Annotated in this window: 20 protein-coding genes; 12 read left to right on the top strand and 8 right to left on the bottom strand. The window is 69.5% G+C overall.

Going from position 1 to position 19,088, the window contains the following annotated elements; genetic code table 11:
* Positions 1-11: 11 nt before the first annotated feature.
* The 3 genes from K1T34_RS17500 to K1T34_RS17490 form a co-directional block, all read right to left on the bottom strand.
* Positions 12-953: an ABC transporter ATP-binding protein gene (locus K1T34_RS17500; protein ID WP_220245316.1), complete on the bottom strand. Its 942-nt coding sequence runs from the start codon at positions 951-953 to the stop codon at positions 12-14.
* A 214-nt stretch (positions 954-1,167) separates the two neighbouring features.
* Entirely contained in the window at positions 1,168-1,824 is a 657-nt protein-coding gene (locus tag K1T34_RS17495) for a response regulator transcription factor (protein ID WP_220245315.1), read from the bottom strand.
* Positions 1,821-3,023: a sensor histidine kinase gene (locus tag K1T34_RS17490; protein ID WP_220247258.1), complete on the bottom strand. Its 1,203-nt coding sequence runs from the start codon at positions 3,021-3,023 to the stop codon at positions 1,821-1,823. Before K1T34_RS17490 ends, K1T34_RS17495 begins: the two co-directional genes overlap by 4 nt.
* Before the next feature lie 200 nt (positions 3,024-3,223).
* On the opposite strand from K1T34_RS17490, the gene K1T34_RS17485 reads away from it, so the two are divergent.
* The 9 genes from K1T34_RS17485 to K1T34_RS17445 all read left to right on the top strand — a co-directional run bounded on the left by K1T34_RS17485 (position 3,224) and on the right by K1T34_RS17445 (position 13,390).
* Complete coding sequence (locus K1T34_RS17485; RefSeq protein ID WP_220247257.1) at positions 3,224-4,723, top strand: dynamin family protein; 1,500 nt, start codon at positions 3,224-3,226, stop codon at positions 4,721-4,723.
* A gap of 32 nt (positions 4,724-4,755) precedes the next feature.
* On the top strand, positions 4,756-5,382 hold the full coding sequence (locus K1T34_RS17480; RefSeq protein ID WP_220245314.1) for a hypothetical protein: 627 nt from the start codon (positions 4,756-4,758) through the stop codon (positions 5,380-5,382).
* A gap of 120 nt (positions 5,383-5,502) precedes the next feature.
* Positions 5,503-5,916: a nucleotide exchange factor GrpE gene (locus K1T34_RS17475; protein ID WP_255638556.1), complete on the top strand. Its 414-nt coding sequence runs from the start codon at positions 5,503-5,505 to the stop codon at positions 5,914-5,916.
* Complete coding sequence (locus K1T34_RS17470; RefSeq protein ID WP_220245313.1) at positions 5,913-7,739, top strand: dynamin family protein; 1,827 nt, start codon at positions 5,913-5,915, stop codon at positions 7,737-7,739. Before K1T34_RS17475 ends, K1T34_RS17470 begins: the two co-directional genes overlap by 4 nt.
* Before the next feature lie 99 nt (positions 7,740-7,838).
* On the top strand, positions 7,839-8,534 hold the full coding sequence (locus tag K1T34_RS17465; protein ID WP_220245312.1) for a hypothetical protein: 696 nt from the start codon (positions 7,839-7,841) through the stop codon (positions 8,532-8,534).
* Positions 8,535-8,881: 347 nt separating this feature from the next.
* On the top strand, positions 8,882-10,702 hold the full coding sequence (locus K1T34_RS17460; RefSeq protein ID WP_220245311.1) for a phosphoenolpyruvate carboxykinase (GTP): 1,821 nt from the start codon (positions 8,882-8,884) through the stop codon (positions 10,700-10,702).
* Positions 10,703-10,842: 140 nt separating this feature from the next.
* Positions 10,843-11,448 (top strand): ABC transporter ATP-binding protein, encoded by a 606-nt coding sequence (locus K1T34_RS17455; RefSeq protein ID WP_220247255.1) that lies wholly within the window; start codon positions 10,843-10,845, stop codon positions 11,446-11,448.
* Between the two features lie 43 nt (positions 11,449-11,491).
* Positions 11,492-12,769: a DUF6297 family protein gene (locus tag K1T34_RS17450; protein WP_220245310.1), complete on the top strand. Its 1,278-nt coding sequence runs from the start codon at positions 11,492-11,494 to the stop codon at positions 12,767-12,769.
* A gap of 45 nt (positions 12,770-12,814) precedes the next feature.
* Entirely contained in the window at positions 12,815-13,390 is a 576-nt protein-coding gene (locus K1T34_RS17445) for an EndoU domain-containing protein (RefSeq protein WP_220245309.1), read from the top strand.
* Here K1T34_RS17445 and K1T34_RS17440 read toward each other — a convergent pair.
* Positions 13,387-13,674, bottom strand: a complete 288-nt coding sequence (locus K1T34_RS17440; protein ID WP_220245308.1) for a helix-turn-helix domain-containing protein — start codon at positions 13,672-13,674, stop codon at positions 13,387-13,389. The genes K1T34_RS17445 and K1T34_RS17440 overlap by 4 nt on opposite strands.
* Before the next feature lie 282 nt (positions 13,675-13,956).
* On the opposite strand from K1T34_RS17440, the gene K1T34_RS17435 reads away from it, so the two are divergent.
* Both K1T34_RS17435 and mctP read left to right on the top strand, forming a co-directional pair.
* The gene (locus K1T34_RS17435) at positions 13,957-14,235 is read left to right on the top strand and encodes a DUF3311 domain-containing protein (protein WP_220245307.1); all 279 of its coding nucleotides are present in this window, start codon (positions 13,957-13,959) and stop codon (positions 14,233-14,235) included.
* The gene (gene mctP / locus K1T34_RS17430) at positions 14,232-15,893 is read left to right on the top strand and encodes a monocarboxylate uptake permease MctP (protein WP_220245306.1); all 1,662 of its coding nucleotides are present in this window, start codon (positions 14,232-14,234) and stop codon (positions 15,891-15,893) included. Before K1T34_RS17435 ends, mctP begins: the two co-directional genes overlap by 4 nt.
* A gap of 15 nt (positions 15,894-15,908) precedes the next feature.
* Here the strand turns inward: mctP and K1T34_RS17425 are convergent, their stop codons facing one another.
* A complete protein-coding gene (locus K1T34_RS17425) occupies positions 15,909-16,562 on the bottom strand; it encodes a hypothetical protein (protein ID WP_220245305.1) in 654 nt (217 codons plus the stop codon).
* 173 nt (positions 16,563-16,735) lie between these two features.
* Here K1T34_RS17425 and K1T34_RS17420 point away from each other — a divergent pair, with 173 nt between their 5' ends.
* Positions 16,736-17,305 (top strand): peroxidase-related enzyme, encoded by a 570-nt coding sequence (locus tag K1T34_RS17420; RefSeq protein ID WP_220245304.1) that lies wholly within the window; start codon positions 16,736-16,738, stop codon positions 17,303-17,305.
* Here K1T34_RS17420 and K1T34_RS17415 read toward each other — a convergent pair.
* The 3 genes from K1T34_RS17415 to K1T34_RS17405 all read right to left on the bottom strand — a co-directional run bounded on the left by K1T34_RS17415 (position 17,293) and on the right by K1T34_RS17405 (position 18,905).
* Positions 17,293-17,580, bottom strand: coding sequence for a hypothetical protein (locus K1T34_RS17415; protein ID WP_220245303.1), 288 nt, complete (start codon positions 17,578-17,580; stop codon positions 17,293-17,295). The two genes, K1T34_RS17420 and K1T34_RS17415, sit on opposite strands and share 13 nt — an antisense overlap.
* A complete protein-coding gene (locus K1T34_RS17410; RefSeq protein WP_220245302.1) occupies positions 17,581-18,510 on the bottom strand; it encodes a bifunctional helix-turn-helix transcriptional regulator/GNAT family N-acetyltransferase in 930 nt (309 codons plus the stop codon).
* 245 nt (positions 18,511-18,755) lie between these two features.
* Complete coding sequence (locus K1T34_RS17405; protein ID WP_162836041.1) at positions 18,756-18,905, bottom strand: hypothetical protein; 150 nt, start codon at positions 18,903-18,905, stop codon at positions 18,756-18,758.
* Positions 18,906-19,088 lie beyond the last annotated feature (183 nt).

The following is a 19,088-nucleotide window of genomic DNA, read 5'->3' as shown; positions in this document are numbered from 1 at the left end:
ACGAGTAGTCGTCAGCGGGCGGTGGGCTGGAGGGCTTGCTGCGCCTCGGCCTCGAGCCCGGTGTGGTACTCGACGGAGTCGCCGGTGATCTGCATGAAGGCCTGCTCGAGCGAACCGGTCTGCGGGCTCAGCTCGTGGAGCACGACGTTCGCGGAAGCCGCGAGCTCGCCGATCTTGGCACTGTCCATCCCGGACACGATGAGCGCTTCGCCCGAGTCGGTCACCTGGGCGCTGGCGCGCACCAGTGCCTCGCGCAGCACGGGCAGCTGCGGCGAGCGCACCTTCACGGTGTTCTCCGCGGCGCGCGCCACGAACTCCTCGGTGGACGACTGCGCGATCAGCTGACCCTTGCCGATCACCACGAGCTCGCTCGCGGTCAGCGCCATCTCCGAGAGCAGGTGGCTCGACACGAACACCGTGCGGCCGTCGTCGGCCAGGCGGTGCATGAACTTGCGGATCCAGAGGATGCCCTCGGGGTCGAGGCCGTTCACCGGCTCGTCGAACAGCAGCACCTCCGGGTCGCCCAGCAGCGCGCCCGCGATCCCCAGCCGCTGCGACATGCCGAGCGAGAACCCGCCGGCGCGCTTGCCGGCCACGCTGGTGAGACCCACGATGTCGAGCACTTCGTCCACACGCGACGCCGGGATGCGGTTGGACTTCGCCATCCACATCAGGTGCGCGCGGGCCGAGCGGTTGGGGTGCACCCACTTCGCGTCGAGCAGCGCGCCGACGGTGCGCAGCGGGTCCTTCAGGTCGTGGTACCGCTTGCCCCCGATGCGGACCTCACCGGCGGTGGGGTTGTCGAGCCCCAGGATCATGCGCATGGTCGTGGACTTGCCGGCGCCGTTCGGGCCCAGGAAGCCGGTGACCTTCCCCGTGGCCACGCTGAACGACAGGTTGTTCACCGCCAGCGTGTTCCCGTAACGCTTGGTGAGACCTGATGCCTCGATCATCCCTGCTCCCTCTTCGACGGCTGTGTGCCGCTTACCCGCCATATCGTGACCGAGGTGGACCGGTCTTCGCGTCATCCTGTGGGTCGAACTCGTCACCCGACCTGAGTAGTACCCAACCGCCTCGGCGGTTGATGTGCGATCGGTGAAACCCCTGAGACGACCCTGAACTTCGGCGTCGAAGACCAGCACAGTGGATCAAGAGCGGGTGGGGACCTCAGCCGAGGCCGGGGCGCGCGAGGCCGGTTTCGTAGGCGAGCACCACGGCCTGCACGCGGTCGCGCAGGTCGAGTTTCGCCAGGATACGGCCCACGTGCGTCTTCACCGTGGCCTCGGAGAGGAAGAGCGTTTCGGCGATCTCGAGGTTCGACATGCCCTTCGCGATGAGCACGAGAACCTCGCGTTCGCGGTCGGTCAGCACGTCGAGCTCCCTCGCGTCGCGCACCGGCGAGCCGCCTGCGCCCACGAAGCGGTCGAGCAGCCGCTTGGTCACCGAGGGTGACACCACGGCGTCGCCCGACGCGACGGACCGCAGCGCCGACACGAGGTGGTCGGGCGGGGTGTCCTTGAGGAGGAAACCCGACGCGCCGCCCTGCAGGGCCGCATAGACGTACTCGTCGAGGTCGAAGGTGGTCATCACCAGCACGCGCGCGGTCCCGGCGGCCACGATCTGCTTCGTGGCCTCCACCCCGTCGAGCACCGGCATGCGCACGTCCATGAGCACGACGTCAGGCCGCAGCTCGTCGGCGAGCTTGATGGCCTGCGCGCCGTCGCCGGCCTCGCCCACCACGTCGATGTCGGCCTGCGCACCCAGCACCATGCGGAAGCCGACGCGCATCAGTTCCTGGTCGTCCACGACCACCACTTTGATCACGGCGCCAACCTAACGGGCAGCACGGCCCGCACCTGCCACCCACCGGCGGGCGCGGGGCCCACCTCCAGCGTTCCGCCGTACACGTTCGCGCGCTCCCGCATCCCGATCAGTCCGTTTCCGCCCGCGACCTGCAGTCGCGGGGCCTTCTTCGAAGGCGCTCCCGCGCCCACCGTCACCTGTTCGAGCTGGCGCGCGCGGCCGGCGCCGTCGTCGCGGACGAGCACCTCGACCACGTCGCCGGTCTTGCTGTCGCCCTTGCGGTGCACGTGGACCTCGGCGCGCGCGCCGGTGCCGGCGTGCTTGAGCGTGTTCGTGAGCGACTCCTGCACGATGCGGTAGATGCCGAGGGAGACGCCGGCGGGCAGGTCGGTGAGGCCATCGCCCACCTCGAGGTCCACTGGGACGCCCGCGCCGCGCATGCGTTCGGCCAGCTCGCCCAGCGCGTTGGCGTCGGGCTGCGGTACGCGTGGCTCGCCGTCGCCGTGGTCGCCGCGCAGCACCTCGAGCAGCCGGCGCAGCTCGCCGAGGGCGCCGCGGCCGGTTTCGGAGATCGTCTGCAGCGCGCGGCCGGCCAGCTCCGGGTTCGTGGGCAACGCGAGCGCCGCACCGTCGGCCTGCACCACCATCACGCTCACGGAGTGGGCGACCACGTCGTGCAGCTCGCGCGCGATGCGGCCGCGCTCCTCGGCCACGGCGATGCGCGTGGCCTGGTCGCGTTCGGTCTCCAGCAGGTGCAGGCGCGCTTCCACCTCCAGCTGGTACGCGCGCCGCGCACCGACGAACTCGCCGAGCGTCCAGCACAGCGCGATGCCGAAGGCGGTGAACAGCGCGTTGCCCAGCCACGGCGTCGACTTGTCGGTGAACACCTCGACGCCGGTCATCAGCACGAGCGCGCCGACGTAGATCAGCCCCTGCTTGCGGCCGATGTAGACCAGGATCGAGTACAGGCTCATCGCCAGCGCTGCGACGGAGGAGAAGCCCAGCGACAGCGCTCCGTGCGCGATGGCGACGAAGTACACGACGTAGGCCGAGACCAGCGGCTTCTTCCGCCGGAACACGAGCGGCGCCACCATGGCGACGTCGATCGGCAGCGAGATGAACCACGGCGGCGGGTGGTTCTCGTGGCCGACGCTGCCGTCGACGAACAGCACGAAGTCGATGAACAGCAGGACCACGGCGAGCAGCGTGTCGCCCGCCATGGGGTGGGCACGCATCCAGAGGCTCAGCCGTCGCACCCGACAAGATTAGGTGGGCGACCGGGCACGCCGCGTCATCCTCCGGTAGCACTGTCGGTCGCACTCGCGGTGGTCGGACATGGCACGATTTCCCGGCAGTAGAGCAGCGAACGAGAGGGGACCGGGGCGTGACGGAGCAGGGGCGCCTCGCGGGCCCTTTGTCGATGTCGGTCGCCAACCTGTGCCACCGGCTCGCCTCGCAGGTTTCGCCGCGCACGGCCGCCGGGTTCGCCGAGGTGCAGCGCCGGCTCGCCGCGCCGCTGCAGGTGGCCGTGGCCGGGCGGATCAAGTCGGGCAAGTCCACGCTGGTCAACGCGTTGATCGGCCGCCGGGTCGCGCCCACCGACGTCGGTGAGTGCACGCGCCTCGTCACGCGCTTCCAGTACGGCACGGTCGACCGCGTCGAGGTCGTGTTCACCGACGGCGCCAAGCAGGTGCTGCCCTTCGCCGCCGACGGGTCGATCCCGGCCGAGCTCGGCGTGGACATCACGAAGGTCTCGCACCTCGAGGCCTACCTGACCAACGCGGTGCTGCAGGGCATGACCGTGATCGACACCCCGGGCCTGGGCTCGCTCGACGCCGCGTCCGTCTCGCGCACCGAGCAGCTGCTCGGCGCCGCGCAGGAGGACACCGGTTCGGACAACCTCGACGACACCTCCCGCAACGCCGTCGCCGGCGCGGAAGCCGTGCTCTACGTGGTGACGCAGGGCGTGCGGGCCGACGACCAGCAGGCGCTCGCCGCGTTCACCGCCGCCACCGCGAGCCGCGAGGCGGGCCCGGTGAACGCGATCGCCGTGCTGAACAAGGCGGACACGATCGTCGCGGAGACCGTCGAGGGCTCGGGCGGCGACATCTGGCTGGCGGCGAAGCTGCTCGCGGAAAAGCAGGCGAGCACGCTCAAGCCGCGCGTCGCCGACGTGCTGCCGGTGATCGGCCTGATCGCCGAGTCCGCCGAGTCGGGCGGCTTCACCTCGGCCGACGCCGACGCGCTGCACCAGCTCGCCGACGTCGACGACGACGTCCTCGAGACCATGCTCATCTCGGCCGACATCTTCACCAGCTGGGAGTGCGACGTGCCCGCCGGCGTCCGGCTGCGGTTGCTGGAGAAGCTCGACCTCTACGGCGTTCGCCGCGCAGTCGACGCGATCCGCGCAGAGCCCGCGATCACCGCGGGGGCGCTGCGTCGGGTGCTGCTCGACGCGTCGGGCCTCGGCGCGGTGCGCCAGCGCCTGGCCATCGTCTTCGCCGCGCGAGCCGACGGGATCAAGGCCGCCGCGGCGCTCGCTTCGGTGACCGCGCTGGCCCACGCGTCGGGCGATCCCGGCGAACGCCAGCGCGTGCACGACGCGATCGAGGTCCTGCTCGCCAAGCCGGAGGCACACCAGCTGCGGCTGCTGGAGGCGTTGACGCTGGTGGCCTCCGGAGCCGTCGACATGCCGGAGGACCTCGCGGAAGAGGTGCTGCGCGTCGGCAGCAACGCCGACCTCGGCGCGCAGCTCGGCCTCCCCGGCGCCGCCCGGCCGGAACTGACCGCTCACGCCCTCGAACGCGCGGGCTGGTGGCGCTCCTTTGCCTCGTTCGGCGCAACGCCCGCGCAGAGCCGCGTGGCGCACGTCGTGCACCGGGCCTATTTCCTGATCTGGCAACAGATCCGCATCCCGTAGGAATGTCGCCGTTCACGCGTAGGGTGGATTTCGTGCGGCTGGAGAACACCACCTCGTGGCGGGCGTCCTGGGGGAGCGAGCAGGAGATCGACATCGCTCTGTACCTCCGGGACGTGCTCGCGTTGTCCGTCGCCGAGGGCCAGCTGCTGCCGCCGGTGGAGCCCGCGGTGCCGGTGCGCGTGCCGCCGGCCATCGACCGCGCCGCCGTTCAGGCCCAGTGGGCGGACTGGTGGACCGATCTCCTGGAGTTCGTCCGGCTCCGCGGCGAATCGGGTTCGCGGAAGCCCCGCAGCCGCTTCGGCCGGCCCGCTCCCGGCGACGGCTCGGCCATCGACCTGGCCATCCAGCACTTCACGTCCGCTGCCGCGCGCCACTTCACGGAGGCCCGCCGGCCGGCTCTGCACGCCGCATTGGGGGCCGCGGGCTTCTACCGGCGGCAGATCGTGGCGGGCGACCGGCTGGGGCAGCTCGTCCGCGAGACCGAGGTCGACCTCGGCCGGCGTGCGCGGCCCTTTCGACTGTCGGTCATCGAGATCTCCGTGGCGGGCCGCGTCTGGCTGCGGACGGCCGAGGACCAGATCCTCGTGTCTTCGCGCTTCGCCGAAGACGTGCCTTCGCTGGAGCAGGCGATGCGCTCGGTGATCCGCGACCTCGCCTGACGGCGCGCGCAAGCGTTTGCGCTCCCGGATTCGCGCCCGACTGGCGAAGATCTGCTCCAGACTGGTGGAATCCCGGCGGGCCGAACGGGCGGTCCGCGGGGCAAGGCGGGGGTGACGGCTGTGGCCTGGTTCCGCAACCGCGGCGCGGAACCCGCCGGCGGGGAGCCCGGAACCACCGCCGACACGTCCGCGTCGAACACGGATGTGGACGTCGTAGCTGCCCCCGGTGATCTCGAACGCGCGCTGGCGGATCGTCAGGCGCTCATCCAGCTCTGCCTCTACGCGCTCGACCGTGCCCGCAGCGGTGGAGTGGTCCAGCGGCTCGAACACGGCCTCGCCGACATCGGCGTCACCGCGCTGCGCCCCGACGGCGAGCGCTTCGACCCCGCGTGCCACGAGGCCGGCGGCGCGATCCCCACCGACGACCCGGCGCTCGACGGCGTGGTCGCCGAGACCGAGGTGATCGGGTTCGCCGAGGGCGAGCGGCTGTTGCGCGCGCCCATCGTCACCGTCTACGCGAAGCGAGCCCAGTGACCTCACCCAGCCTTCCCGCCCAGGTCCAGGCCGCGCGCGAGCAGCTGCTCACCGTGGTCCGCGAAGCCGATCCGCAGGCTGCCAAGTGGGTGGACGACGTGCGCCGGGCGCGCGCGGCGAAGCCGTCGGTCGTGGTCGTCGGCGAGACCAACCGCGGCAAGAGCACGCTGGTCAACGCGCTGCTCGCGACCCCGGGACTGTCCCCTGTGGACGCCGACGTCGCCACCGCCACCTACCTCGTCTTCGAGCACGCGGAGCAGTGGGGCGCGCAGGCCTGTTACCCCGGGCAGCTCGCGCCGGTGCCGATCCAGCTGACCGAGCTGGTCAACTGGGTCTCGGCCGCCCACGAGCTGCCGCCGGGTCAGATCCCGCCGCGCTACGTCGAGGTGTCCGGGCCGGTGCCGCTGCTGGAGCGCGTGACGCTCGTCGACACCCCGGGCGTCGGCGGCCTCGACTCGCTGCACGGCGAGCTGGCCCGCGAGGCGGCGGCGACCGCGACGGCGCTGGTGTTCGTGCTCGACGCGTCGGCGCCGTTCACGTCCACCGAGCTGCAGTTCCTCCGCGATGTGGCCGACCGCGTCGAAACCGTGCTGTTCGTGCTGGCCAAGACCGACGCGTTCCGCGGCTGGCGCGAGATCCTCGAGGCCGACCGGCAGCTGCTCGCCCAGCACGCCCCGCGCTTCGCCGACGCCGTCTTCCACCCCGTCTCGGCCCGGGTGTTCGAAACGGCCGCGAAAGCGCCGAACGAGCAGGTCGCGGCCATGCTGCGCGAGAAGTCGGGTATCGCCGCCGTGCAGATCGCGCTGCAGGAAATGCTCGTCGGCCGCTCGATGATGCTGGCCGAGGCCAACGCCCTGCGCGCGCTCTCCAGCGCGCTGGCCGGCATCAAGGCGAAGCTTCAGGCCGAGAGCCGGGCGCTCTCGGCGGGTGAGGCCGAGGCCGAGCAGCTGCGCGAACGCCGCGACCACCTGCAGGCCGAACGCCGTTCGTCCACCCGTGGCTGGCAGCTGAAGCTGCGGGGCGAGATCCAGCGCACCCGCGTGGAGGTCGGCCACGAGAGCAGCCGCGAAATGCGCGACGCCCAAACGCACTTCCGCCAGCGCATCGACTCGGCGAAGCGAGACGAGCTGGCCGCGTTGCCGCAGCAGGTGGACCTCGCGTTGCAGACGACGTCGCAACGGGTCTCGATGCTGCTGTCGCAACGGCTGAACCACGTGACCAACGTGGCGTTGTCCGAGCTGTTCTCCCCCGAGGAGCTCGACGTGATCCGCGCGCAGTTCGCGCGGGCCGGCGGGCCGCCCGTGGTGCTGCGGCCGCCGGACAAGAAGCCGCCGACGGCGGAGGACAAGCTGCTGGTGTTCATGGGCATCTCGGGTGGTGTCGGCGCGGGCAAGATCGCCGCGTTGCCGCTGGCCGGCGTCGCGATCCTGAACCCGGTGGTGCTGCCGGCCACGATCATCATCGGTCTCGGTGCCGGCTGGTGGATGGCCCGCACGCGCAAGCACGCCGCCGACAAGCAGCACATGAAGCAATGGCTGGTCGAGGCCATCGCCGACGCGCGCTCCACGCTCGACCAGCTCGTGGCCGAGCAGCTCATCGAAGCCGAGCAGCAGCTGTCGATGGCGCTCGACGAAGCGCTGAGCCGCCGTATCGAGGCGATCGAGGCCGAGCTCAAGGACGTGGACCGCACGATCAAGATGGGCGCGCAGGAGCGGGCGAAGAACATCGCGATCGTTTCGAAGCGACTGAAGGAGGCCACCGACGGCCACGCGAGGGCGGAATCGCTGCTCGGGCGCATCCGAACGCTGCGTGACCGGGGGTGATCAGCTTGTGGACAGGAACCGAACCGGCCTAACGTGAGTCCTACCGATCGACAGCTGAACGCAGCCGGCGAGACCCGGTCCTAAAAGGGGGCTTTTCCCATGTGGGTCGACGAGAGTGGCGGCACCGACACCGACGCCAGCGGACCCGAGGCCATGACGGTCCACGTCGAAGGCCAGGACTACCAGGCCGAGGTCAACTACGACGTCGACTCCGACGGCGTGAACGACACCGCCATCGTGGAGCACGACGACGGCACAGCGCAGGCGTTCATCGACTCGGACGGCGACGGCGTCGCCGACCAGTACGCCGTGCTGGACAGCTCCGGCCACGTCGTGGACCAGGCGGTTTACGACGAATCGAGCGGTGTGTGGGTCGAGTCCGGCGGTGCTGAGCACCCGGGCGGGACCGAGTCGCACTCGCAGGACGACTCCACGACCGGCCACATCCACGCCGACCTGCCCGACGGCGAGGTCGACGCCGGCGTCGCCACGATCGACACCGACCACGACGGGCACAACGACACCGCGATCGTCGAGACCAAGGACGGCGGCACGATGGCGTTCACCGATACCGACGGCGACGGCGAGGCCGACGTCGCGGTGGAGATCGGCGCCGACGGCAGCACCACCACTTACGAGCACACCGGCGCCGGCCAGTGGACCGAGGCCGAAAGCGCCGGCGTCCGCGCGGCCGACCCGGCGAGCGACTCGATCTGGGGCGGCGACGGCACGCAGCTTCTTTCGGGCGTCGCGAAGATCGATTCGGGAACCGGACAATGGATCAGTCCCAACTGACCCATTTGTAACTCACGTCACAACGGGCCCGGCACTCGCCGGGCCCGTTGTCGTTTCGCCGAACGCGGTGATCTTCGCCCGAATTGAGCACCCCGCATCGAAAGAATTTCCGGCGCTGGACCAATCCGGTGACAACTGAATCGATTCCCTTATCGTTCTTGTGAGAGAACCGACAGGTCAGCTCTCGGTTACCTGCCGGTCATCCGGCTACAGTCGAGGAATCCCAAAACCCGCACACCGGCTCACCCCCGGTGTGCGAAGCCATTCGGTCGCCGGCAACGAGGCCCGCACCCGGACACCGCGGTCCGGCGTGTGGGCTTATTTGTCGTCGGAAGTCAGGAGTAGAGATGACCGCAGTCGCCATCCCCGGACTGGACAATGCGCCGACGACGCACAGTGGCGTGCTGTCCTGGGTCCGGGAGGTCGCCGAACTGACCACCCCGGACCGCGTGGTGTGGGTCGACGGGTCCGACGAAGAGGCCGCGAAGATCAACGACGAGCTGGTCGAGGCCGGGACCTTCGTGAAGCTGAAGGCCAAGCCGAACTCCTACTGGGCCACTTCCGACCCGGGCGACGTCGCTCGTGTCGAGGACCGGACGTTCATCTGCTCGCAGCGTGAGCAGGACGCCGGCCCCACGAACCACTGGGTCGCGCCGGCCGAGATGAAGGCCACGATGACCGAGCTGTACCGCGGGTGCATGCGGGGTCGCACGATGTACGTGATCCCGTTCTGCATGGGTCCGCTCTCCGACGAGAACCCCAAGCTGGGTCTGGAAATCACCGACTTCGCCTACGTTGTGGCGTCGATGCGCGTGATGACCCGCGCGGGCAAGGCGGCGCTGGACAAGTTCATCAACCCCGACGGCACCGAGCGCGACTTCGTGCCGGCGCTGCACTCCGTGGGCGCGCCGCTCGAGCCGGGCCAGAAGGACGTCGCCTGGCCCTGCAACGACACCAAGTACATCTCGCACTTCCCCGAGGAGCGCGCGATCTGGAGCTACGGCTCGGGTTACGGCGGCAACTCCTTGCTGGGCAAGAAGTGCTACTCGCTGCGCATCGCCTCGGTCATGGCGCGCGACGAGGGCTGGCTCGCCGAGCACATGCTGATCCTGAAGCTGATCTCGCCGGAGGACAAGGTCCACTACGTCGCGGCGGCGTTCCCGAGCGCCTGCGGCAAGACCAACCTCGCGATGCTGCAGCCGACCATCCCGGGCTGGCGCGCCGAGACCCTCGGCGACGACATCGCGTGGATGCGCTTCGGTGAAGACGGCCGCCTCTACGCCGTGAACCCGGAGTTCGGCTTCTTCGGCGTCGCGCCGGGCACCGACTGGCACACCAACCCGAACGCCATGCGCACCATCGAAAAGGGCAACACGGTCTTCACGAACGTCGCCCTCACCGACGACGGCGACATCTGGTGGGAGGGCATGGAGAACACGCCCGAGCACGCCACGTCGTGGAAGCACCAGGACTGGACGCCGGCGTCCGAGGAGAAGGCCGCGCACCCGAACTCGCGCTACTGCACGCCGATGTCGCAGTGCCCGATCCTCGCGCCGGAGTGGGACGACCCGCAGGGCGTGCCGATCTCGGCGATCCTGTTCGGCGGCCGCCGCAAGACCACGGTGCCGCTGGTGAACGAGGCCCGCGACTGGCAGCACGGCGTGTTCATGGGCGCCACGATGTCGTCGGAGACCACGGCCGCCGCGGCCGGCGCGGTGGGCAACGTGCGCCGCGACCCGATGGCGATGCTGCCGTTCCTCGGCTACCACGCCGGTGACTACTTCAAGCACTGGCTGACGCTGGGCAAGAACGCCGACGCGAACAAGCTGCCGAAGATCTTCTACGTCAACTGGTTCCGCCGCGGTGACGACGGCCGCTTCCTGTGGCCGGGCTTCGGCGAGAACTCGCGCGTGCTCAAGTGGGTCATCGAGCGCGTCGAGGGCAAGGGCAACGCCGTCGAGACGCCGATCGGCTTCGTGCCGCGCGCCGAGGACCTCGACACCGAGGGCCTCACCGAGCCGGCTTCGGACATCGAGGCCGCGCTGCAGGTCAACGCCGAAGAGTGGCGCGCGGAGCTGCCGCTGATCGAGGAGTGGTTCGAGAAGATCGGCGAGGTGCCCACCTCGCTGCGTGACGAGCTCGACGCGCTGGCCCACCGCCTGAGCTGACGTTCTGTCCGTCCGAAGGGGACGTTCGTGCCGTTGTGGTGCGAACGTCCCCTTCGTGCTCCGGCAGCCTCAAGATCGTCAGGGGTGCCCGGTAGCGTGAGCTGCATGGAAGCCTTCGCGCAACGGTGGTCCCGCCGATGATCATCGACGCCCGCGGCCTCGGCGTGAAGGCCGGCGACCTGTGGCTGCTCGACGACCTGGACTTCTCCGTCGACCCCGGCGAGTGCGCCGTGCTCGTCGGCCCCAACGGCGTCGGCAAGTCCACCCTGCTCCGCTGTCTGTACGGCATGCAGGAACCCCAGCGCGGCCGCGTCCACATCGACGGCGAGAAGCCCGACGAACGCAGCGTCGCCTTCCGCCGCAAGGTCTCCGTGCTCTTCGACGACTCCGACTTCTTCGCGGAGCTCACACCGATGCAGCACCTGGAACTCCTGGCCGGCTCTTTCGGTGTCGATCTGGGCGACTTCGACGCGTTGCTGGCGGACGCCGGCCTCGCCGACCGCGCGCGCGTCACCGCCGGCCACTTCTCCGCGGGCCAGCGCCGCCGCCTGCTGCTCCTCGGCGTCACGGCCCGCCCGCACAAGGTCCTCCTCCTCGACGAACCCGAACGCGCCCTCGACACCGCGGGCAAAGACTGGCTCGTCGACCTGATCAAACGCTCCACCTCCTCCGGCGCCGCCGTCGTGGTCGCCACCCACCACCAACCCCTCCTCGACGCGGCCGACAGCGTCCTCGAACTGTGGTGACCCCGGCTTCCCCCACCCGCGCGGCCGAAAGCGGGGTCGCTCCGTGGTAGCCCTCGGTACCCGCCTCCGCGTCCCCGGCCGGAAGCGCTTCGGCGGGATCTTCAGCGGTGACAGCGCCACCTTTGTCCTCATCTTCGGCGTCGGCTTCCTCTTCACCGCGTTCTTCCGCACCGACGCGTGGCATCGAGTCCTTTTCGGACCGTCCCCTGTGGACTACCCCGCCGTCCTCGGGTTGGTCACGCTCTGCTGCGCGGTGGGCTGGCGCAGCCTGCTCCGGCGAGGCTTCGTCTGGACCGAACCCGCGGAACTCACCTGGATGGATTTCGCCCGCGTAGACCGCCGCCGCGTGGTGGCGAGCCGGCTGGCGGGCGGTCTGACCGGTTTCGTCATCGTCGTCGCCTACCTCGCCGGACTGATGCTGGCCGTGGGTGGCAGTTCGCTCGACCTGTGGCGCGCGGCGCTCGCCCTGGTCGTGAGCAGCGCCGTGCTGGTGTTCGCCACCGCGCGGCGCACGGCGTTGCGCATCGACATCGGCGGGCCGGTGTTGCTGGCCGTGCTGGGCGTCGTGATCGCGGCCGCGCACCTCGGGCCCATCGCGGTGCAGTACGCGGGCGCCGGCATCCTGCTCTGTGCCGTCGCGTTGTCGTTCGGCGGTGAACCGGTTACGCGCGCGGGCCGCGCGAACCTGCTCGACGGCTGGAACGCGCGTGTGCTGCGCTCGGTCGCCGTCACGTTCCTCGACCCGATGATGATGCTGCCCGAAGCCACGGCGTCGGGCCGGTGGTCGCTGAGCCGGCCGACGCCGCTCAGGCTGGCCGTCGCGGGCATCGCGGGGCGCTCGCGCTACGCGGGGATGCTGCTGCTCGTCGCGCTCGCCGTGGCGGTGGGGCACGTGGCCGTGCCGACGCTGCCGGGTTCGGTGCTCGTCGGCCTCGGGGGTTACGTCGCGCTGACCCCGTTCGGCGCGGGCCTCGGCGTGCTGTGGCGCAACCCCGGCCGACGGCGGTGGCTGGGCTCCACGGATTCCGAGCTCGTCATCGCCCACGGCGTTGTGCTCACCGTCGTCGCCGTCGTGTGGTCGGCGCTGCTGGCGGCCGCGCTCGCGGCGCTCGGCACGTCGGTCGACGCGCTGTCGTGGGTGACCGTGGCACTCGCTGTGCTGTCGGTGTTGCGCACGGTCACGCGCAAGCCCGTGGACTACAGCAGTGCCGGATTCGTCGACACCCCAGCGGGTCCGCTGCCCGCGAACCTCGCCCGCCAGCTCTTCCGCGGACCCGACCTCCTCGTGGTCGGCATCGCGGCCCTCTCGCTGCTCGGCTGAGCCGCGCCCGGCGGGTTAGGCTCCCACCGGACGAGAGGAGCTGACGTGGGCGGTGCACACGCTCCGGGCACCGGCCGCCGGGCAACCAGCGAGTTCCCACCCGGCTGGACCGACGAGCAGATCATCGCGGTGATCAAGGACGTCGCCAATGATCCGAGCGAACCCCGCACTCGGCAGTACAACGGTCGTTGGCGCTGCGTCGGTGAACGCTACGGCGTGCAGGTCGTGGTGCTGGTCGACCCGGAGGGCTTCGTCCACACGGGATACCCCGTCGCCGGCGCGGGCGTGATCCGCAACCCGGACACCGCGCGCGACCCCGCGAACCCGACGGTGGCCGACCGCGCCGAGAACCGCATCAGCTACTTCACCGACAGCCTGCTCGACCTGCTGGCCGACCGCCTCCCGGTCGAGGACCTGGCCCACTACCGCACGCTGCAGTGGTCCGGCGAGTGGGAAGAACTCACCGACACTCTCGCCGCCCACATCACCATCGCCGACGTGCCACTCAACCCGGACGAGATCTCGGACTTCGAGAAGCTCCTGAACTCCTTCGACCTCCCGGTCCGCGCGTGCGCGTTCATCAACGACCGGGAGCACATCCTGACGAAGCTGCGCGCCTAGCTGGCTTGGGACAACGCGGCCTTGAACGCTGGGTCCGCGTCGGCGTCCTCGCACGCCGTCCGCAGCACGTCGAGCGGCACTCCCACTGCGTCGGCGATCGCCGCGACCGTGAAGAACGCCGGCGTCGGGATGCGCCCGGTCTCGATCTTCCGCAGCGTTTCCACCGAGATCCCGGCCTCGGCCGCGACGTCGACCATGCTGCGGCCCGCGCGGGCAGCGCGCAGCGCCACCCCGAGGCGCTCACCGCGGGAGCGCTCTTCATCCGTCAACGGCACCCGAACCATGCCCCGCAGTCTAGTCGAAAGTTGTCCACTGCCTGTGGACAACTCTGTGCACAAGGTGTGGAAACTCGCTCCGGCCAGGCAACCACAACACCTGGGGCCTGTGCTGACCGCCACTACCGCCCCTAGATCAACACCGAAACCGGTCCCGGACAGCTGTCCACGAGGTTGTCCACAGCTGGACCGGGAATGGCCAAATCGTTGCCCGGTTTGTGTGACGTCCACGGGGCCGACGTCCTAGGGTCAGGCCCGTTGTGTGTTGCGTGAGTGTTAAGTGAGGTCCCGATGTCCACAACCAAACAGGACGGGCGGGTGCGCGGGTTCCACTTCAGCCCGTGGAACCTGTTGCTGATCGTCCCGCTGCTGATCCTGGTCACGCCGTTGTTCAACTTCGACGGCCCCCGGCTCTTCGGCCTGCCGTTCTTCTACTGGTTCCAGCTCGTGTTCGTCGCCGCCGGCGTGCTGTGCACCGGCATCGTCTACTGGGCGACCCGCAAGGAGCCGACCATCGAAGAGCCGGACAAGCTGAGCGTGGACGACCTCGACGAGGGTGAGAGCCGATGACCATCCAGTGGGTCCAGCTGACCATCTTCATCATCCTCTTCGCGCTCGTCACCGTGCTCGGGTTCGTCGCGTCGCGCTGGAAGGCCGGCGCGAACCTCGACCACCTCGACGAGTGGGGCCTCGGCGGGCGCAAGTTCGGCGCGTGGATCACGTGGTTCCTGCTCGGCGGTGACCTCTACACGGCGTACACGTTCGTCGCCGTGCCCGCGCTGGTGTTCAGCGCCGGCGCGCTCGGCATGTACGCGCTGCCCTACACGATTGTTGTCTACCCGATCGTGCTGCTGCCGGCGCTGCGCATGTGGTCCGTCAGCCGCTCGAACGGCTACGTGACGCCGGCCGACTTCGTCCGCGGCCGGTTCGGTTCGCCGACGCTCGCGTTCCTCATCGCCATCACCGGAATCGTCGCGACCATGCCGTACATCGCGTTGCAGCTGGTGGGCCTCGAGGCCGTGCTGCGCACGATGGGCATCAACGGCTCCGGCATCGTCGGGCACCTGCCGCTGCTGGTCGCGTTCCTGATCCTGGCGCTGTACACGTACCAGTCGGGCCTGCGGGCGCCCGCGCTGATCGCGTTCGTCAAGGACATCCTGATCTACATCGTGATCATCGTGGCGATCGTGTACCTGCCCTCGAAGCTCGGCGGCTGGGACCACATCTTCAACCAGGCCGCCACGAAGCTGGCCACGCCGAACCCGGCCACAGGCAAGCCGGCAGGCTCGATCCTGCTGACGTCGGCCAACCAGCTGCAGTACGCCACGCTGGCCCTGGGCTCGGCGCTCGCGCTGTTCCTCTACCCGCACTCGCTCACGAGCGTGCTCGCCTCGCGCGGGCGCAACGTGATCAAGCGCAACATGGTCGCCCTGCCCGCGTACTCGCTGGTGCTCGGCCTGCTCGCGCTGCTCGGGTACGTCGCGATCAGCGCCGGAGTGAAGCCGCTGACCAACAACGCGACCGGCAAGCCCGACGGCAACACCATCGTCCCGCTGCTGTTCGACTCGCAGTTCTCGCACTGGTTCGCCGGTATCGCGTTCGCCGCGATCGGCATCGGCGCGCTGGTGCCGGCCGCGATCATGTCGATCGCCGCGGCGAACCTGTGGACGCGCAACATCTACAAGGAGTACATCCGCAAGAACGCGACGCCGAAGCAGGAAGCCAAGCAGGCCAAGCTCGCTTCGCTGATCGTGAAGCTCGGCGCGGTGCTGGTGATCATCCTGATCGACCCGCAGTTCTCCATCGACCTGCAGCTCATCGGCGGTGTCCTGATCCTGCAGACGCTGCCGGCCGTGGCGCTCGCGCTGTACACGCGGTGGCTGCACAAGGCCGGCCTCATCGCCGGCTGGGTCGTGGGCATGGGCTGGGGCCTGATCATGCTGTACGGGATCCCCAACCCCGCCAACGGAAAGCTGCACTTCGGCGGCTCGGCGCTCGCGATGGGCAACCTGTCGATCTTCGGCTGGCACCCGTTCTCGGGCACCGGCCTGGCGACCGTGCAGATCTACCCGGGCTTCGTGGCGCTGATCGCCAACGTGCTGGTGGCCGTGATCGTCTCGGCCATCGCGCACGCGGCGAAGTGGAACCCCGGCGTCGACGAGACCCAGCCGGCGGACTACCACGCGGACGAGCACGACAAGGACCTGCGGCCCATCGGCGTGCACTGAGATTCAGCCCACGGTTTAGTCCACTGTGGACGGCCCCCTCACCGGTTCCGGTGAGGGGGCTTTCTCTTTGCCGATCATCGCGTTCGACACCACGTAGAGCACCACGGCGTTGAGCAGGTGCCACAGGAAGTGCGTGCCGACGGGGAAATCCCCGCACACGACGCCGTCGATGGTGCGGAGAGCCAGCGACAACGCGAACACCGCGCCCGCCACGGCGAAGTGCGTCCAGTACGGGTCGCGCGCATACGCGAGCACGCCCGCGAACACCGCCAGCCCGATCAGCGCCGGCAGGTACAGCCCGCCGCCGAGCGCCGCCGGCGCGGCCGTGAGCACCACGAACGCGGGCGCCGCCAGCCACGACTTGCGCAGGGGCACACCGAAGAACACCTGCGGGAACTTCGCGGCGTAGTAGAGCACGAACACGAGGATGAAGCCGGAGTCGGCGGCCCCGCCCCAGCGCGTCGCGAGCAGGTGGAACACCGTGCTGGCCAGGAACACGAGCCCGACGAGCACCGCGAGCGTCCGCCCGGTCCGCCGCCCGTCGGCTCGCCACCACACCGCGATGGCGGACCCGAGGAACGCCAGGTTGGTGACGTCGTTCAGCGGCTCGCCCCACAGCCCGGGCGCGACGCGTTCGCAGTAACCGTCCACGTATGCGGTCCAGTTCACGGGGTAAGCAAACTCCACCCGGGTGAACGCGCGGTGCCAAGGGTGGCGAGTTTCCCGCGTTACCAATCCGACCGGAAGTAGGCGGGCACGCAACCGGGCGGTACTGCATGCGGCACCGTTCCCGCCGTGACTGTGGTCGGATTGGTAACCAACAGCGCAGTAGCGTGGGGGGTATGAGCGATAGCCGGTTCCCCGTGACCGAACTCGAAGACCTGCCCGAGGATCTGCGTGAACGCGTCGGCGCGATCGCGGAGAAATCCGGCTTCACACCGAACATTTTCCGCGCGCTGGGCCACCGGCCGGCGGAGCTGCGCGCGTTCATGGACTACCACGACGCGTTGATGGAGCGCGAAGACGGACTGACGAAGGCCGAGCGCGAACTGGTCGTCGTCGCGACGTCGGGCGCGAACCACTGCACCTACTGCATCGTTGCGCACGGGGCGATCCTGCGGATCCGTGCGAAGGACCCGGAGCTGTCCGACCACGTCGCCGCGAACCCGTGGCACGTGGAGCTCGACGAGCGCGGCCGGGCGATCGTCGACCTCGCGCTGGCGCTCGCGCAGGATTCCGCGTTGTTCGGCGAAGCCGACCTCGAGGCGGCGCGTGATGCGGGGCTGACCGAGGACGAGATCTGGGACGTCGGTGCGATCACGGCGCTGTTCGCGATGTCCAACCGGCTGGCGCACCTCACCGCGCTGAAGCCGAACCCGGAGTTCTTCCTGATGGGACGTCAGAAGCGGTAGAACGGGCCGGGCAGGTCGCGGCTCACCTCGAAATGTCCGCGCAGCCAGGAGCGCAGCTTGTTCATCGGTTTCGTCCAGATGCGCGGCGCCGGCCCGAAGTAGCGCGGGTCTTCGTGCGGGGTGAACGCGTCGCCGGTCAGGACCACCACGTCGTGGCCGCGCGGGCAGTGGCCGGACACGGAGATCACGCCGCGCGTGAGGTTCTCGACCCACTCGACCTCGTCGACGCCGAGCAGCGTGCGGCGGTCGCAGACGGCGCAGTAGACGACGAACATCTAGAGCTCCATCCGCCAGGTCTCGCCGGTCACCGCCGGGCCGAAGTCGCGGGTGGGCTCCTCGTGTTCGAGCCTGAACCCGGCGCTGCGGTAGATGCCGCGGGCGGCGTCGAGGGCCGAGAGCGTCCACAGCTCCATCGCCGCGTAGCCGCGGCCGCGGGCGAACTCGACGCACTCGTGCACGAGCCGTTTGCCGACGCCGTGTCCGCGCGCGCCGGGTTCGAGCAGCAGGAGGCGGAGTTTGGCGGTGCGTTCGTCCGCGCTGGGCATGCAGAAGACGCTGCCGACGCGTTCGCCGGCGAGCTCAGCGATCCACGCGGCCTGGCGCGGGTCGTCGCGGTGGTCGGCGAAATCGGCGACCACGCGGGCGACGAGGGCTTCGAAGCGTTCGTCGAGGCCGTACTCGCGGGCGTAGAGGGTGCCGTGGCGGTGGACCACCCAGCCGAGGTCACCCGGTCGCGGGGTGCGTAACACGAGCGTGGGATCTGCGGTTTTCTCACGGACGAGCTGCGTGATGGTCCCCATCGCGCCGAGCAGGCGGCGCTGGTCTTCGTCGGGGAAGCGTTCGAGGAGGCCGCCGATCTGGCGCACCGAGCGGCTGTCGAGGTCGGCGAACGCTTCGCGGCCGGCGTCGGTCAGGCGGACGATCTGGCGGCGGGCGTCTTCGCCGCTGCGTTCGCGGAGGACCAGGCCGCGGCTTTCCAGGCGGCTGAGCAGCCTGCTTGCGTAGCCGGCGTCGAGATCGAGGCGTTTTCGCAGGTCACTCACGTGGAGCTCGGTTTGTTGGGCGACCTCGAACAGCACCCGCGCCTCACTCAGTGAGTACTCGGCGTCGGCCGGTCCTTCGTCGAGGACGCCGATCACCCCGGTGTACAGGCGGTTGAACGCACGCACGGTGGCGACGCGCTCTGCCAGGCTCACGTCGTTCATTGACCACCTCAACCAAATCGTTGACGGAGTCAAGCATCGCGCCGCAAGCCGGTTCGCGCAAGGGTTCTGGGAAATCGGACAAAGGGTCCAGACATGTGGAAACCCCGTGATGCTGCCAGGTCGGGGGTCCGCCAGCATCACGGGGTCGTAGTGGGTATCGATGCCGCGAGGCGCGGCGTTACACCCACAGCACTTTGTGGTCTAGGTCACTCATGTGAGTGACACACTAACCAGTTGCGGCTGGGTCAGCGCATGAACGGCTGACGCGCCTGGGCGAGGGCGATGAGCTCCTGGCGCACCGTCGAGGTGGCCGCGGTGTCGATCGCCCGGTTCAGTGCCCGGCGAGTACGAGCCTCGGCGCGACGAGCACGGAGCTTGGCGGCGATGTTGCTCATTGTGTCTGCATCCCCTTTGGAGGTTCTCGGTGGTTGTGTCTCTAGTATGCGCCTTTTTTCACGAGGATGCCAACGAATCATCGGTGACGTGGCTTACTTGCCGATGAATCATCGGCAATGATCAGGTGATAACCGGACAGATCGCGTGTCGCGGGTCACTTAGAGGTAACGGGCTAGGATCTT

It is taken from the genome of Amycolatopsis sp. DSM 110486, from assembly GCF_019468465.1.
In the GTDB taxonomy this organism is placed as follows: Bacteria; Actinomycetota; Actinomycetes; order Mycobacteriales; family Pseudonocardiaceae; genus Amycolatopsis.
The sequence above is the reverse complement of the archived record's forward strand: the minus strand, read 5'-3'. Positions and strand labels throughout refer to the sequence as shown.